This is a genomic window from Sinomonas halotolerans (assembly GCF_039615075.1).
GTDB classification, from domain to species: Bacteria; Actinomycetota; Actinomycetes; order Actinomycetales; family Micrococcaceae; genus Sinomonas; species Sinomonas halotolerans.
The window spans coordinates 233,969-247,488 of sequence record NZ_JBDFRB010000003.1; the positions used below are offsets into that span (position 1 = coordinate 233,969).

The window sequence follows — 13,520 nt, forward strand, 5'->3', positions numbered from 1 at the left end:
TGCGGCGGCACCCGCGGCGCTTACGCAAACCGACGCCGGCGGCGGCCGGCTTCTCGAGGGAAGCCGGCCGCCGCTGGTGTGCGTGCCCGAGACTCCGCCGCGTATCCTCGGATGGAACGGCATGAGGCCCTGCCGGGTGCGGCTCGTGAGGACCTCGGCCACCATGTCGTCCAGCGCAGCGAACATCTCGTTGCCGCAGCTGCCCAGGATCAGCCGGTGGAAGGCGATGTCTGCGGCAAGGAACGCGTCCAGGTCGCCGGCCTCCCCGAGCCAGCGCATCTGTGCCGCCAGAGTGGAGAGCTGCGCGCTCTGGTCAGGGGTCGCCCGGTGCGCCGCGCCTGCTGCTGCAATGGGCTCGACGGCGATGCGCAGCTCCGTGAGCGAGGCGTCGGTGGTGCCGTGGATCCGAGGCGAGTCAGCGTGTGAGGCGGCGCGGGTCCACCGCGGGGTCGGCGAGCCGCGCGAGGTCCGGCACGATGCCCCGGTCGATGATGCGCCGCGCGGCCCGCACGATGAGCGGAGCGTCCACCGAGGCTGCTCCGAGCAGGTGCCCGTCCCGGGCCACGAGGAACGCCGCGACCGGGACACCGTCCAGCTCGCGCAGGACGGTCCGGGCGCCGGGGGAGCGGCCGGGGTCGAGCGTCCCGACCGCCTCGACATGGCTTCCGTGCCGGTCCGACCAGAACCACGGCGCGCCGGGACCGGCCGGCGAGCCCGCGCCAGGAGCCGCGCCTGTCGGCTCCTGCCCGAGCATCCCGGCGGCGGCCGCCTCGCCCGAGCGGACCGCGGCCTCCCAGTGCTCGACCCGCGCGGCCGGTGAGCCGTCTGCGGCGCGGGGCCGGACGGCGTCGCCCGCGGCGAAGACGGCCGGAAGGGACGTGGCACCGGATGCGTCGGCGAGGACCCCGCCGTCGGCCTCGATCCCCGCCGCCTCCGCGAGCGCCGTGTCCGGGGCGATCCCTATGCCTGCGACGACCGCATCCGCGGGCACGGAGGACCCGTCGGCGAGGACCACGCGGTGGGCGGCGCCGCCCGGCGCGCCGGGGTGCGTGCCGCCCTCGATGGCGACCGGCGTGCCTGCCACCGTGCGCACCCCGCGCTCGGCGTGGACGGCGTGGAGCCGGCGCGCGAGCGCCTCGCCCACCGCAGGCGCGAGCGGCGGGTCCAGAGGGTCGATGAGCGTCACCTCCGCTCCGGCCGCCCGCGCGGCGGAGGCGACCTCCGCGCCGATGAGGCCCGCGCCCACGACGGCGATCAGCGCCCCGGGCACGAACGCACGGCGGAGGCGGTCTGCGTCCTCACGCGTGCGGAGGACGAGGGCGGCCTCCCCGCCCGGTACGGGAAGCCTGCGGGGAACGCCGCCGGTCGCGAGGAGGACCCGGTCCGCTGGGAGGAGGCGGCCGCCGTCGAGCTCCACAGCGCCCTCGCCCGGCCGCAGCGCGGCAGCGCGGGCCGCGAGCACCTCCACTCTCTGCTCGGCGTACCAGGCCTCAGGGGCGAGGAGCAGCGAGGCGGCGTCCTCGGTGCCCGCGAGGTACCCCTTGCTCAGCGGCGGGCGGTCATAGGGCAGGCCCTCAGGCGCCAGAAGCGTGAGCGCGCCGTCGAATCCCCGGCGGCGCAGCTCGCGCACCGCGCTGAAGCCGGCCACACCCCCGCCGATGACGACGATGCGGGCCGGCGGCGTCACTGGGCGCAGGCCTCGGGGTCCGCGTCCGTGCCGGGGAAGAGGACCACCTGGCCGTCACGGACCTCGACCCGGTGCGTGCGGGTGTCCTCAGTCGCGGGGAGGCACTGCACCTTGCCGGTGCGCATGCTGAAGGTCGAGGAGTGGAGCGGGCACTCCACCTCCTCACCCTCGATCCACCCCTCGGCGAGCGAGGCCTCCTCGTGCGTGCATGTGTCGTTGAGGGCGAAGAAGCAGCCCGTGTCCGCGTGGAACACCGCGATGGGCTCGCTGAAGCCCGACTCCTCGGGCTCCACGACCTTCGCCGTGCCCTCGTCGATGTCCTCCGTGCTGCCGATGACGATTCCCTCGCTCATGCGCCCCACTCTATCGAGGGCCAGCAGAGGTGGGGCTGGCGCTAGACCTCGCCGTACTTCGCCCGTGCCATCGAGTAGACGCCGAAGCAGGCGAGGCCCAGGGCGATCGCGCCGAGGAGCCACGTGCCGTACGGCTGGGCGGCGAGGCCCCGGAGGGCGCCGTCCAGCCCGGTCTGCTCGGTCGGGTCCAGACGCACGGCGGCCACGACGACGAGGATGCCGAGGATCGCGAGCGCCGCGCCCTTGCCCACGTATCCGGCCACGCCGACGGCGAGGACAGGAGTGCGGGCGCGGCCGTGGGGCCTGACCTCTGAGCGGGCGAACCGCCGGGCGAGCCCGCGCCATGCGTAGTAGACGCCGGAGCCCACCACGGCGAGGCCCGCAGCCACGAGGGCCGCCTGCCCGGCCGGCGCCCCGAGCACCAGCGCTGTCAGGTCCTGCGAGGCCTCCCGAGAGTCCTTCCGCGAGCCGAGGGCGTAGGAGGCGAACAGGCCTCCCACGGCGAGGAACACGGCGGCCTTCCCGGCGTCGGTGACCACGGTCCACGGGCCCTCCCAGGCACGGCGGGAGGAGAGCACGGCCTCGCTGAGCCACCACAGCCCGAGGGCGGCGCAGCACACCGCCCCCGCCCAGAGGAGCGCGAGGCCCGCGGGCGCCGCGGCGATCGCGGCAACGGCCCCGCTCTGGTCCGCATGCTCGCGGCGGCCGCCGAGGGCCACCCGCAGGGCGAGGAACGCCACGATCAGGTGCAGCAGGCCCACGAACGCGAAGCCGCCGCGTGCAAGGAACCGGCCCCCGCGGGACCGCGCAGCCCGCACCGTGCCGCGCGCCGCCTTGCGGCCAGCCCGCTTCGCGGCCCGCTTCGCGGCGCGCCGGTGGGCGCCTGACGTCCGCCCTCCCGCGGTGCGATCCGACATCCAGAGCCTCCCACCGTCGTCGTGCGCCCGGGGCGGGCGCTGTGATCGGGACTCTACCCGCGCCGGGGTGCCCCCATTCTCGCGGCCCGGTGCGCCCATTCTCGCGGCGCGGCGCGGCGCTTCGGTAGACTTGGGTGGCAAGAGCCCCGGCCGCCTTGCCTGAACGTGCAGCGAGTACCCAGTACGCAGTCTGTCCGCAGTGAGACCGGGGCCTTCGCATGTAGGCCGACGGCCAGCCGGGCCGTGGGCGCTGTCCCGGGAGGAATCCATGCCAGCAATCGTGATCGTCGGAGCCCAGTGGGGCGATGAGGGCAAGGGCAAGGCAACCGATCTGCTGGGAGGCCGAGTCGACTATGTGGTGAAGCCCAACGGCGGCAACAACGCCGGGCACACCGTGGTCGTCGGCGGCCAGAAGTATGAGCTCAAGCTCCTCCCGGCCGGCATCCTGAGCCCCAACGCGATTCCGATCATCGGCAATGGCTGCGTGGTGAACCTCGAGGCGCTCTTCGAGGAGATCGACGGGCTCGAGGCCCGCGGCGCCGACACCTCGCGCCTGCGCGTCTCCGCGAACGCCCACCTCGTGGCCCCGTACCACCAGACTCTGGACAAGGTCACCGAGCGCTTCCTCGGCAAGCGCGCGATCGGCACCACGGGCCGGGGGATCGGCCCCGCGTACATGGACAAGGTGGCCCGGCTCGGCATCCGCGTGCAGGACGTGTTCGACGAGTCGATCCTGCGCCAGAAGGTCGAGGGCTCGCTCAAGCAGAAGAACGAGCTCCTCGTGAAGGTGTACAACCGCCGCGCGGTGATCGAGGAGGAGATCGTCCAGTACTTCCTCGGGTTCGCCGAGCGCCTGCGGCCCCTCGTCGTCGACTCGACGTACGAGCTGAACAAGGCCCTCGACGAGGGCAAGGTGGTGCTCATGGAGGGCGGCCAGGCGACCTTCCTCGACGTGGACCACGGCACCTACCCGTTCGTGACCTCCTCCAACCCGACCGCGGGCGGTGCGTCGGTGGGCTCCGGCATCGGCCCCACCCGCATTTCCAGGTCCATCGGCATCATCAAGGCGTACACGACCCGCGTGGGGGCGGGCCCGTTCCCCACCGAGCTCTTCGACGAGATGGGCGAGTACCTGCAGAAGACGGGCGGGGAGTTCGGCGTCAACACCGGCCGCCCGCGCCGCTGCGGCTGGTACGACGCCGTGCTGGCGCGGCACGCTGCCCGTGTGAACGGGTTCACGGACTACTTCGTGACGAAGCTCGACGTCCTCACGGGAATCGAGAGGATCCCTGTGTGCGTTGCCTACGACGTGGACGGGATGCGGCACGACGAGATGCCGATGACCCAGACCGAGTTCCACCACGCGAAGCCCATCTTCGAGTACTTCGACGGCTGGACCGAGGACATCTCCGGGGCGACGTCCCTCGACGACCTGCCCGCCAACGCGAGGCACTACGTGGAGAGCCTCGAGAAGCTCTCCGGCACACGCTTCTCCGCGATCGGCGTGGGCCCGGACCGCGACCAGACGATCGTGGTCCGCGACCTCATCGACTGAGCCTCCGAGACCGCCGCAGGGCGCCCTCGGAAGAGGTCCGGAAAAAAATCCGTGACCGCGTAACCTCTCGAGGCACCCCGGCGATTACGTAAGTGCAAGCCGGGCTGGAATCTGTCCCCCATCATGTTCCAGCCCGGCTTCCCTTATGCCCTGCGACAGCCCCCCGGCGTGGATAGAATGATCCGCAGCCTGCCTCAGGATCCATCAGGGGATGAACGTGCACGAAGCACTCACCGACGCCGACCTCGTACCGGGCGCGCGTACCGACCACGAGCTGTTCACGCTCGTGTACCGGACGCTCGCCCCGGCCGTCGTCGGCTACCTCGCCGGCCGAGGGATAGACGATCCCGAGGCCCTGGCCCAGGATGTGTTCCTCGCGGTGCTCCCCCGAGTCGCGAGCATCCAGGGCGGTGCCGCGGGGGTGAGGACGTTCGTGTTCTCGGTTGCACACGCACGTGTGGTCGACCACTACCGGCGGTCAGAACGGCGGCCCCGGACTGTTGACTATGACCCTCTCCTGGACTCCCGCGAAGCGGGATCCGCGGAGAGCGAGGCACTCGTGGCCGCTGGCCAGACGGACGCCGAGCTCCTGATCGGCCGGCTCGCGGGCGATCAGAGGGACGTGCTGATGCTGCGCATCGTGGCCGAGCTGAGCATTGACGAAGTCGCAGCTGTCCTCAAGAAGACACCGGGGGCAGTGAAGCAGCTCCAGCGCAGGGCGCTCAAGGCCCTCCGCGAGCACGTGTCCGAGGAAGAGTGGATCCGATGAGCACAGAACGCTCGCAGGTGAAAGCCGTCATGGCCGAGGCAGGTCTCGAGCACGACGCCGGGCTGCGGCGCGCGCTCGAAGGCCTCACCGCGCTCCGTCCCGCCTCCGCCCCCGAGCCGACGGGCGATCTCGCCCGGCTCTTCGAGGCAGCGGCGGCAGCCGATGCGGCATGCCCTGCCGAGGGTGCCGCGCCTGTCGAGGACCTCACAGCGCTCGTCCCGATCTCCCGTGTGGCCGCGCTGCGCGCAGAGGCCGCTGTCCGGACCGCCTCGAGCTTCGCCGCTGCCGCTGCCAGGCCGCGGACGGTCAAGCGGCACCGCGGTGCGATGATCAGCGCCGCGGTCGTGGCGGGCATGGGCCTCGGCGTCACAACGGTGGCGGCCGGCGGGCCCGGGCTGGACCTGTTCTCACCGGACGGTGCGGGAACGGCGCACGCCGGATCCGCGCGTTCCGGGTCCGCGCAGGCCGGGACTTCAGGCGCCGCGGCCGCTCCGGCCGATTCCGCGCCGGCCGATTCCGTGCCGGCCGATTCCGCGCGGGCCGCCGCAGCGCGGCAGGCGCCGCCCACGGACCAGGAGGGCGCGTCGTCGTCCGCTTCCGCGAAGCGGACGCAGGCTGCAGCGCCCGCTGCTGACGGCGCCGGCGGGACGGCCGCAGGCGGTGCCGGTGCGGACGTGTCCCTGCCCACAGCGGCGCAGGCGCCCGCCGAGGGCGCCGCGGCGCTTGACCAGCCCGAGCCGTCCGGCAGCCAGAGCGGCCTCGCGGACGTGCCGGACGAGGAGCAGGCGGTCTCGAGGAAGGCAGGCGGCGCCGCCCGCGGGACCCTCGTGGCATCGTCGGGTGCCGACCTCCGGGTCGTCGCGGGGACGCTCCGCGCCCGCGTGGGCGACAGGCCCCTCGTGACGGCTGCCGCGGCCCTCTCGCGCCCGGCCGCCCCGCAGCCGGGCGCACGGCAGCCGGCCGCCCCGCAGCCGGCGGCCTCAGATCAGGGCGCCCGCCACCGCGCTGAAGCCACAGTCGATGCGCTGGGCTCGCGCCTGAAGGGCGGAAAGCACCGCGCCTGAGAGCAGCGGTCGGTTGCCCATATCACATCAGCACGAGCGGCTTGCGGCCAGATCGATAACGGATTTGTAACTTCCGATATCGGCCAGCTAGGCTTGTTTCTCGACGCCCGCACCCGGGCTCGCAAGCCGCCGTTCCGCCGAACCCTGCCGACGGCTGTGCTTTCTCGTTCTCCCTGAGGCAGGGGCGGGGGACCCATTGCGTGCCCACCGCGCGCCGGGGTGAAGCACCCGCGGTCATACCGCGCGTGCCGGCTCATACCTCTGCCGAACCCGACAGCTAACTTCGCAGGCGTGAGAGGCTCACTATGGATTCCGCACGCCTGCGCGGCCGCCGCCGCGCTGAACCCGCACGCCCGTTCCGACTCCTCCCCTCCGCGCCCGCCCGCCGCGCCGGCTCCTACGCCCTCGTCGCCGGGTTCCTGGCGCTGGGCGCCGCGCCCGGCCTGGTCGGCGTGGCGATGCCCGGCACGCCCGGCCTCGAGCAGGCCGCCCTCCAGGCCCAGCCGGAGGTCGCCGCGTCCCAGGATGCCGAGCTCGACTTCCCGCGCACGTCCGTCGCGACGGCCAAGAAGCCGAAGGCAGCTGCCGTCAAGGCGCAGGGCTCCGTGTCCTCGAAGGCCGCCTCCGCCGCGGCCCCGACCACGCCCGCCGGCCTCGGCAAGCCGCTCGCGTCCCTCCAGCTCGCCTCGCCGTTCGGCTGGCGGGCCAACCCGCTCGGCACCGGCTCGGACCTGCACACCGGCGCTGACTTCGTGGCCGCCTGCGGCACGCCCGTCATCGCCTCCGCTGCAGGGACGGTCGTTGAGGCCGGGTGGCACGCGTACGGCGGCGGCAATCGGATCGTGGTCAACCACGGCAACGGGCTCAAGACCACGTACAACCACCTCTCCACGATCGGCGTGAGCGTGGGCCAGAAGGTCGGTGCGGCACAGCAGATCGGCGCGGCCGGGACCACCGGTGCGTCCACCGGCTGCCACCTCCACTTCGAGGTGGTCGAGAAGGGCACCACCGTCGACCCGATGGGCTTCCTCTGAGCCGACCGCTGGGGCACGGGCCCCGGCCTGCGCGGCAGCCGCTAGGGTGGGAACTGACCCCCGACTGAGCCAGCCCGCCCACCAGGAGGCCTCATGCTCGACCAGCCCACCCTCGACTCCCTCTGGGACTTCGACGACCCCGCCGCTTCCGAGGCGGCCTTCAGGGCCGCAGCCCTCGATCCCGCGTTCGACTCCGTCGAGCGGGCCGAGCTCACCACCCAGCTGGGCCGCGCGATCGGGCTCCAAGGACGGTTCGAGGAGGCAGACGCCCTCCTGGACGCCATCGACTGCGAGGTGGACCCGACCCTCGGCGTGCGGGTTCTCCTCGAGCGCGGCCGGCTCCTGAACTCCGCCGGTCGGGCCCCCATGGCTGTTCCCCTCTTCGAGCAGGCAGCCGAGCTCGGCGAGCACCTGGGCGAGGAATACCTCGCGGCCGACGCCTTCCACATGCTCGCCATCGCGGACGCGGACCACGCCGAGTCCTGGGCCCGCTCCGGGATCGAGTACGCCTCCGGGGCCCACACCCCCCGCGTGCAGCGCTGGTGCGCCACCCTCCACGGAAACCTCGGCTCGGCCCTGCTCGAGGCGGGCGAGAACCACCGCGCGCTCGTCGAGTACCAGCTCGCCGAGCAGTGGGCGGAGAGGGTGGGCACTCCCTCGCAGGTAGCGTGGGCGCGTGAGGGGATCGCGGCCTGCCGGGCCGCGGGCGAAGACTGAGGCCGACTGGCGCGCGCCAGCGGAGGCCCAGGCCAACCAGAGAGGAAGCCATGTACTTCATCGTCGTGAAGTTCGAGACCCTGCCCGAGTACACCGAGGCGTTCCCGCAGATCGTCCGGGAGTTCACCGAGTCGACCCGCGCCGAGCCGGGCAACCTGTTCTTCGAGTGGTCCCGCTCGCTCGAGAACCCCGCCGAGTACGTCCTGGTCGAGGCGTTCACCGACGAGGGCGCCGGCCCGCACGTCCAGAGCGAGCACTTCGCCGCCGGCCTCGAGGCCATGCGCCCGTGCCTGGCCAGGACCCCGAGCATCGTCTCGCGCCAGGTGGACGGCAGTGGCTGGGACGCGATGGGCGAGCTGCAGGTCGGCTGACCCCCGCGCCCCCTGTTGTGGGGTCCCGTCCCGTCTGGTGTGGGGTCCCGTCGTGCTTGAGGCGTGTGGGACCAGCCTCAGTCCGCGACGAAGTACATGCGCTTGTTGACGAACTCGTCCATGCCGAGAGGGCCGAGCTCGCGGCCGAAGCCCGAGCGCTTGACCCCGCCGAACGGCACCTCGGCGCCCTCGGCGGCGGCGATGTTGACGTTCGCCATGCCGACCTCGAGCCTCCGGGCGACCCGCTCGGCGCGCGCCGTGTCGGTCGAGAAGACGCAGCCTCCGAGCCCGTACGGGGTGTCGTTCGCGAGGCTGAGCGCCTCGTCGTCGCTGCCGACCTTGTAGACCACAGCAACGGGGCCGAACAGCTCCTCCTTGTACGCTCGCATCTCGGGCGTCACGCCGGTGAGGACCGCGGGGGAGTAGTACGCGGCGTCCCCGTCCGCGAGCTCCCCGCCGGCGTGGAGGGTTGCGCCCTTCTCGACCGCGTCCCGGACCTGGGCGGCGATGCTCTCCGCGGCCGCCCGCGAGGACAGGGGAGCGAAGGTGTTCTCGGCGTCGTCCGCGGGGTTGCCGGGGGTGAGCGCCCTGGCGCGCTCGGTGAGGCGGGCCACGAAGTCCTCGAAGACGTCCTCCATGACGATCATGCGCTTGTTCGAGTTGCACGCCTGGCCCGTGTTCTCCATGCGCGTGTCCCACGCCGTGTCCGCGAGGGCGCGCGGGTCCGCCGCGTCGAGGACGACGAACGGGTCCGAGCCCCCGAGCTCGAGCACGGCCTTCTTGAGGTTCTTCCCGGCGAGCTCGCCGATGATCGCGCCCGCGCGCTCGGAACCGGTGAGCGAGACGCCCTGGATGCGCTCGTCCGCGATGATGTCCGCGATCTGCGCATGCGAGGCGAAGACGTTGACGTACGCGCCCTTCGGCAGGCCGGCGTCGTCCATGATCTGCTGGATGGCGAGCGCTGAGCGCGGGCAGGATTCGGCGTGCTTGAGGATGATCGTGTTGCCGAGCATGAGGTTCGGCGCCGCGAAGCGCGCCACCTGGTAGTACGGGTAGTTCCACGGCATGATGCCCAAAACCGGGCCGATGGGCAGCTTCTGGACGAACGCGCGGCCGCCGGCGAAGGTCTTGATCTCCGTATCCGCGGCGAGGGACGGGCCCTCCTCCGCGAAGTACTTGAAGATGTCCGTGCAGAACTCGGCCTCGTCCTTGGCCTGGGACAGCGGCTTGCCCATCTCCTCGGTGATGATGGCAGCGAGCTCGTCGGCGCGCTCGGTGAAGAGCTCCGCGATGCGGGAGACCACCTTGGCGCGGTCCTCGATCGGGGTCTCGCGCCAGGCCTCGAACGCGGACTGCGCCGCGGCGATGGCGGCCTCGACCTCTGCGTCCGTCGCGGTGGGGAACGTCTCGACGACCTCGCCTGTGGCGGGGTTGAGGACGCGGTATCCGGGCTCTGCTGGAGAAGGGGCGCTGCTAGTCATGGCACCATCTTGCCCCGATTCGTGGCGCGGATCACTGTGCTTAAGCACGACGGCGGCGGGTCGCCTCCTGTGCGGAAGGTGACCCGCCGCCGTCGTGCTCCCGTTGCGGGGTCCCGTCCCGACGAATGCGGGGTCCTTGGCGGGCGGGACGGGAGCCCGTGTTGGGCGGGACGGGACCCCGTATCGGGGCTAGGAGAGGAGCTGGCGCCTGCTCGAGATGACTCCCGTGTTGAAGCCCGCGAGGTGCAGGCCGCCGTGGAAGCGCGCGTGCTCGATCTTGACGCAGCGGTCCATGACCACGTTCATCCCGGCGGCCTCGGCGTCGGCCGCGACCTCCTCGTGCCACGAGCCGAGCTGCAGCCAGATCGTCTTGGCGCCCACGGACTTGGCCTCCTCGAGGACGCCCGGGATGTCCTCGTGCCGGCGGAACACCTCGACGAGGTCCGGGGACTCGGGCAGGTCCGCGAGCGAGGCGTACACGGGCTGGCCGAGGATCTCCTTGACAGTCGGGTTCACGAAGTAGACCTTGAAGCGCGTCGAGGACAGCAGGTACGTCGCGACGAAGTAGCTCGCGCGGCTCGGCTTGTCCGAGGCCCCGACGATGGCGATCGAGGTGGTCTCGCGCAGGATGCGCTGGCGCTCGGGCGCGCTCGGGCCCACCCAGGTGCGCTCTGCTGCGGCGGTCACTGGGCACCTCCTTCCTGCTGGCGGCCCCCGCGCGGGGCGAGGGACGCTCCGGTGACGCCGGGCAGGGAGCACGCCTCGCCGTCGTACGTCGGGGCGGCGAACTCCTCCTCCAGTTCCGCGACCTCCCGGGACGCCGCCTGGTGCGCTGCCTGGCTCGCTGTGAGTGCCTGGTCGAGGTCCCAGATGATGTCCTCGACGTCCTCGAGTCCCACCGAGAAGCGGATGAGGTCCTCGGGGACGCCGGCTGCGACGAGCTGGTCCGCCGTGAGCTGCTGGTGCGTGGTCGACGCCGGGTGCAGGACGAGGGTGCGCGCGTCGCCGATGTTGGCCAGGTGGGACGCGAGCTGGAGCGCCTCGATGAAGCGCGCGCCGGCCTCGCGGCCGCCCTGGATGCCGAAGCTGAACACACTGCCCACGCCGAGCGGCAGGATCTCCTGGGCGAACGCGTGCTGCGGGTGGCTGGGCAGGCCCGCGTAGTTCACGTACGTCACGCGCGGGTCGGCCTCGAGCCATTCCGCGACCGACTTCGCGTTCGCCAGGTGGGCGTCCATGCGCTGCGGGAGCGTCTCGACGCCCTGCAGGAGCTGGAAGGCCGACTGCGGGGACAGGGCCGGGCCGATGTCACGAAGCTGCTCGCTGCGCAGCTTCGTGAGGAACCCGTACTCGCCGAAGTTGCCCCACCACGTGACGTTGCCGTAGCTCGGGACGGGCTCGGTCATGGTGGGGAACCTGCCGTTGCCCCAGTTGAAGGTCCCGGCCTCGACGACGACGCCGCCCAGGGTGGTGCCGTGCCCGCCGAGGAACTTCGTCGCGGAGTGGATGACGATGTCCGCGCCGTGCTCGATCGGCCGGAAGAGGTACGGCGGCGTCAGCGTGGAGTCCACGACGAGCGGGACACCGTGGCCATGGGCGACAGCGGCGAGGCCGGCCACGTCGGCGATGTCACCGGAGGGGTTCGCGACCACCTCGGTGTAGACGGCCTTCGTGTTCTCGCGCAGGGCCGCGGCGAAGTCCGCCGGATCGGTCGAGTCCACGAAGGTCGTCTCGACGCCGAAGCGGCGCAGCGTCACGTCAAGCTGGGTGATCGTGCCACCGTACAGCTTCGAAGACGCGACGATGTGGTCCCCGGCCTGGGTCAGCGCGGCGAACGTGATGAACTCCGCCGCCATGCCTGAGCTCGTCGCGACCGCGCCGAGGCCGCCCTCGAGGGACGCGATGCGCTCCTCGAAGGCCGCGACGGTCGGGTTGCCGATGCGCGAGTAGATGTTGCCGTACTTCTGCAGCGCGAAGAGGTTGGCGGCGTCGTCCGTGTCCTTGAACACGAACGACGTCGACTGGTAGATCGGCACCGCACGCGCGCCGTGCTCCGCGTCCGGCGTGCCGCCGGCGTGCAGGGCGCGCGTGCGGAAGCCGAACTGGCGCTCCGCCATCAGCGCACGCCCGCGGTCTCGAGGCCAGAGGCCGAGGAGGGAACGGTGATGGGAAGGAGGTCCGTGTTGAGCTCGGTGCCGTTCTTGCGGGCCAGGTCCGCCTCGAGCTCGCGCACGATCGGCAGGACCTCGCGGCCGAACTGCTCGACCTCCTCCTGGAAGTGCAGGTAGCCCGTGAGGAACAGGTTCACGCCGATCTTCTTGTACTCGACGATCCGCGTGGCGATCTGCTCCGGGGTGCCGATGAGCTTGGTGCGGAAGCCGTCGTTGTACTGCACGAGGTCCTCGAACGTGGAGTCCTCCCACATGCCCTTGCCGTCCTTGGTGGACTGGCCGGCCTCCTTGACGGCGGCGGCGAAGCCCTCGACGGCGGGCTTGTGGGCCTTGGCGATGATCTCGCGCAGAGTGTCCTGCGCCTCCTTCTCCGTGTCGCGGGCGATCACGAAGCCGTTGAGGCCGAAGCGCGGGGCCTGGGGGGCCTTGCGGCCGTCCTGGGCCGCGGCCAGCACCCCGCGGATGTTGTCCTTGAACGGCTCGAGGTCGCGGCCGTTGGAGAAGTACCAGTCCGCGGTGCGGCCTGCGGCGGCCTGCGCGGCGGTCGAGTTGCCGCCGAAGAAGATCTCGGGGTGCGCGCGGCCGGGGATGTCGAGCGGGGCCGGGTTCAGGGTGAAGTCCTTGATGTTGTAGTACTTCCCGGACTGGGAGTAGCCCTGCTGCGTCCAGAGGCCGCGGAGGGCATTGATGAACTCCTCGGTGCGGACGTAGCGCTCGTCGTGCTCGAGCCATTCGAGGCCGAAGTTCACGAACTCGTCCTTGAGCCAGCCGGAGACGATGTTCACCGCGGCGCGGCCGCCGGAGAGGTGGTCCGCCGTGATGATGAACTTCGCCAGGACGCCGGGGTGCCACATGCCCGGGTGCACGGCCGAGATGACCTTGAGCCGCTCGGTGGCGCCGAGGAGCGCGAGGCTGAACGAGGTGGCCTCGTGCTGCTTGTCCGCGCCGTAGCTCGCGGCGTAGCGGGTCTGGGTCAGGGCGTACTCGAAGCCCGCGTCCTCCGCGATGCGGGCGAGCTTCCTGTTGTACTCGAACTCCCAGTTGGTGCGCTGTTCGATGGTCGAGACGACGAGGCCGCCCGAGACGTTCGGCACCCAGTAGGCGAACTTGAGGGGGGTCTCGACGTCGATCGTGTGGTCGGTCATGGCTGCGCTCCTTCATGCGGGCGCGACGTGCAGCGCGGGCCGGGGCCTGGACGCTCACCATCGCTTCTGGCGGTAGCACCCTTCGGCCCGCAGGGGCGGGGCCGGGGTTGCTGCGGCGTCACAGATCCAGATCTCTCAGCCGCTCGGGATGGTCAGTGAGATTCTCCCGAGAGCGGGTGTAACGATGCAAATTATTTCGTCACACTCGCGTCATGTCCGCCGTCACCGAATAAGGTTCGACGGCGCGCGTCCGGTC

At 71.8% G+C, this 13,520-nt stretch carries 14 protein-coding genes and 2 riboswitches; of the genes, 6 read left to right on the top strand and 8 right to left on the bottom strand.

Annotated elements, in window-relative coordinates; genetic code table 11:
• The 4 genes from ABCQ75_RS05220 to ABCQ75_RS05235 form a co-directional block, all read right to left on the bottom strand.
• On the bottom strand, positions 1-405 hold a 405-nt coding region (locus ABCQ75_RS05220; protein ID WP_345883772.1), incomplete at its 3' end, for a FadR/GntR family transcriptional regulator.
• 10 nt (positions 406-415) lie between these two features.
• On the bottom strand, positions 416-1,687 hold the full coding sequence (locus ABCQ75_RS05225) for an NAD(P)/FAD-dependent oxidoreductase (RefSeq protein WP_345883579.1): 1,272 nt from the start codon (positions 1,685-1,687) through the stop codon (positions 416-418).
• Positions 1,684-2,040 (bottom strand): non-heme iron oxygenase ferredoxin subunit, encoded by a 357-nt coding sequence (locus ABCQ75_RS05230; RefSeq protein WP_345883581.1) that lies wholly within the window; start codon positions 2,038-2,040, stop codon positions 1,684-1,686. Before ABCQ75_RS05230 ends, ABCQ75_RS05225 begins: the two co-directional genes overlap by 4 nt.
• Positions 2,041-2,081: 41 nt before the next feature.
• Positions 2,082-2,957, bottom strand: a complete 876-nt coding sequence (locus tag ABCQ75_RS05235) for a DUF1206 domain-containing protein (protein ID WP_345883584.1) — start codon at positions 2,955-2,957, stop codon at positions 2,082-2,084.
• A 268-nt stretch (positions 2,958-3,225) separates the two neighbouring features.
• Here ABCQ75_RS05235 and ABCQ75_RS05240 point away from each other — a divergent pair, with 268 nt between their 5' ends.
• The 6 genes from ABCQ75_RS05240 to ABCQ75_RS05265 all read left to right on the top strand — a co-directional run bounded on the left by ABCQ75_RS05240 (position 3,226) and on the right by ABCQ75_RS05265 (position 8,467).
• Entirely contained in the window at positions 3,226-4,512 is a 1,287-nt protein-coding gene (locus ABCQ75_RS05240; RefSeq protein ID WP_345883586.1) for an adenylosuccinate synthase, read from the top strand.
• Positions 4,513-4,723: 211 nt separating this feature from the next.
• The gene (locus tag ABCQ75_RS05245) at positions 4,724-5,281 is read left to right on the top strand and encodes an RNA polymerase sigma factor (RefSeq protein WP_345883588.1); all 558 of its coding nucleotides are present in this window, start codon (positions 4,724-4,726) and stop codon (positions 5,279-5,281) included.
• Positions 5,278-6,345, top strand: coding sequence for a hypothetical protein (locus ABCQ75_RS05250; RefSeq protein WP_345883589.1), 1,068 nt, complete (start codon positions 5,278-5,280; stop codon positions 6,343-6,345). Before ABCQ75_RS05245 ends, ABCQ75_RS05250 begins: the two co-directional genes overlap by 4 nt.
• Positions 6,346-6,480: 135 nt before the next feature.
• Positions 6,481-6,643, top strand: a riboswitch (cyclic di-AMP (ydaO/yuaA leader).
• Between the two features lie 7 nt (positions 6,644-6,650).
• Complete coding sequence (locus ABCQ75_RS05255) at positions 6,651-7,379, top strand: M23 family metallopeptidase (RefSeq protein ID WP_345883590.1); 729 nt, start codon at positions 6,651-6,653, stop codon at positions 7,377-7,379.
• A gap of 93 nt (positions 7,380-7,472) precedes the next feature.
• Complete coding sequence (locus tag ABCQ75_RS05260) at positions 7,473-8,096, top strand: tetratricopeptide repeat protein (RefSeq protein ID WP_345883591.1); 624 nt, start codon at positions 7,473-7,475, stop codon at positions 8,094-8,096.
• A 50-nt stretch (positions 8,097-8,146) separates the two neighbouring features.
• Positions 8,147-8,467, top strand: a complete 321-nt coding sequence (locus tag ABCQ75_RS05265) for a putative quinol monooxygenase (RefSeq protein WP_345883594.1) — start codon at positions 8,147-8,149, stop codon at positions 8,465-8,467.
• Positions 8,468-8,544: 77 nt separating this feature from the next.
• Here ABCQ75_RS05265 and ABCQ75_RS05270 read toward each other — a convergent pair whose 3' ends face one another.
• The 4 genes from ABCQ75_RS05270 to sfnG form a co-directional block, all read right to left on the bottom strand.
• A complete protein-coding gene (locus tag ABCQ75_RS05270) occupies positions 8,545-9,948 on the bottom strand; it encodes an NAD-dependent succinate-semialdehyde dehydrogenase (protein WP_345883596.1) in 1,404 nt (467 codons plus the stop codon).
• Positions 9,949-10,137: 189 nt separating this feature from the next.
• The gene (locus ABCQ75_RS05275; protein ID WP_345883598.1) at positions 10,138-10,635 is read right to left on the bottom strand and encodes a CoA-binding protein; all 498 of its coding nucleotides are present in this window, start codon (positions 10,633-10,635) and stop codon (positions 10,138-10,140) included.
• Positions 10,632-12,065 (bottom strand): O-acetylhomoserine aminocarboxypropyltransferase/cysteine synthase family protein, encoded by a 1,434-nt coding sequence (locus ABCQ75_RS05280; RefSeq protein WP_345883600.1) that lies wholly within the window; start codon positions 12,063-12,065, stop codon positions 10,632-10,634. Before ABCQ75_RS05280 ends, ABCQ75_RS05275 begins: the two co-directional genes overlap by 4 nt.
• Positions 12,065-13,264: a dimethylsulfone monooxygenase SfnG gene (sfnG, locus tag ABCQ75_RS05285; protein ID WP_345883602.1), complete on the bottom strand. Its 1,200-nt coding sequence runs from the start codon at positions 13,262-13,264 to the stop codon at positions 12,065-12,067. The genes ABCQ75_RS05280 and sfnG overlap by 1 nt, the downstream gene beginning before the upstream one ends.
• 54 nt (positions 13,265-13,318) lie before the next feature.
• Positions 13,319-13,419, bottom strand: a riboswitch (SAM riboswitch).
• Between the last annotated feature and the right edge of the window lie 101 nt (positions 13,420-13,520).

Excerpts from the sequence above, each read along its gene's own strand:
- ABCQ75_RS05230 (WP_345883581.1), bottom strand. The coding sequence starts at position 2,040 with ATGAGCGAGGGAATCGTCATCGGCAGCACGGAGGACATCGACGAGGGC.
- ABCQ75_RS05235 (WP_345883584.1), bottom strand. The coding sequence starts at position 2,957 with ATGTCGGATCGCACCGCGGGAGGGCGGACGTCAGGCGCCCACCGGCGC.
- ABCQ75_RS05240 (WP_345883586.1), top strand. The coding sequence starts at position 3,226 with ATGCCAGCAATCGTGATCGTCGGAGCCCAGTGGGGCGATGAGGGCAAG.
- ABCQ75_RS05245 (WP_345883588.1), top strand. The coding sequence starts at position 4,724 with ATGAACGTGCACGAAGCACTCACCGACGCCGACCTCGTACCGGGCGCG.
- ABCQ75_RS05250 (WP_345883589.1), top strand. The coding sequence starts at position 5,278 with ATGAGCACAGAACGCTCGCAGGTGAAAGCCGTCATGGCCGAGGCAGGT.
- ABCQ75_RS05255 (WP_345883590.1), top strand. The coding sequence starts at position 6,651 with ATGGATTCCGCACGCCTGCGCGGCCGCCGCCGCGCTGAACCCGCACGC.
- ABCQ75_RS05260 (WP_345883591.1), top strand. The coding sequence starts at position 7,473 with ATGCTCGACCAGCCCACCCTCGACTCCCTCTGGGACTTCGACGACCCC.
- ABCQ75_RS05265 (WP_345883594.1), top strand. The coding sequence starts at position 8,147 with ATGTACTTCATCGTCGTGAAGTTCGAGACCCTGCCCGAGTACACCGAG.
- ABCQ75_RS05270 (WP_345883596.1), bottom strand. The coding sequence starts at position 9,948 with ATGACTAGCAGCGCCCCTTCTCCAGCAGAGCCCGGATACCGCGTCCTC.
- ABCQ75_RS05280 (WP_345883600.1), bottom strand. The coding sequence starts at position 12,065 with ATGGCGGAGCGCCAGTTCGGCTTCCGCACGCGCGCCCTGCACGCCGGC.
- sfnG (WP_345883602.1), bottom strand. The coding sequence starts at position 13,264 with ATGACCGACCACACGATCGACGTCGAGACCCCCCTCAAGTTCGCCTAC.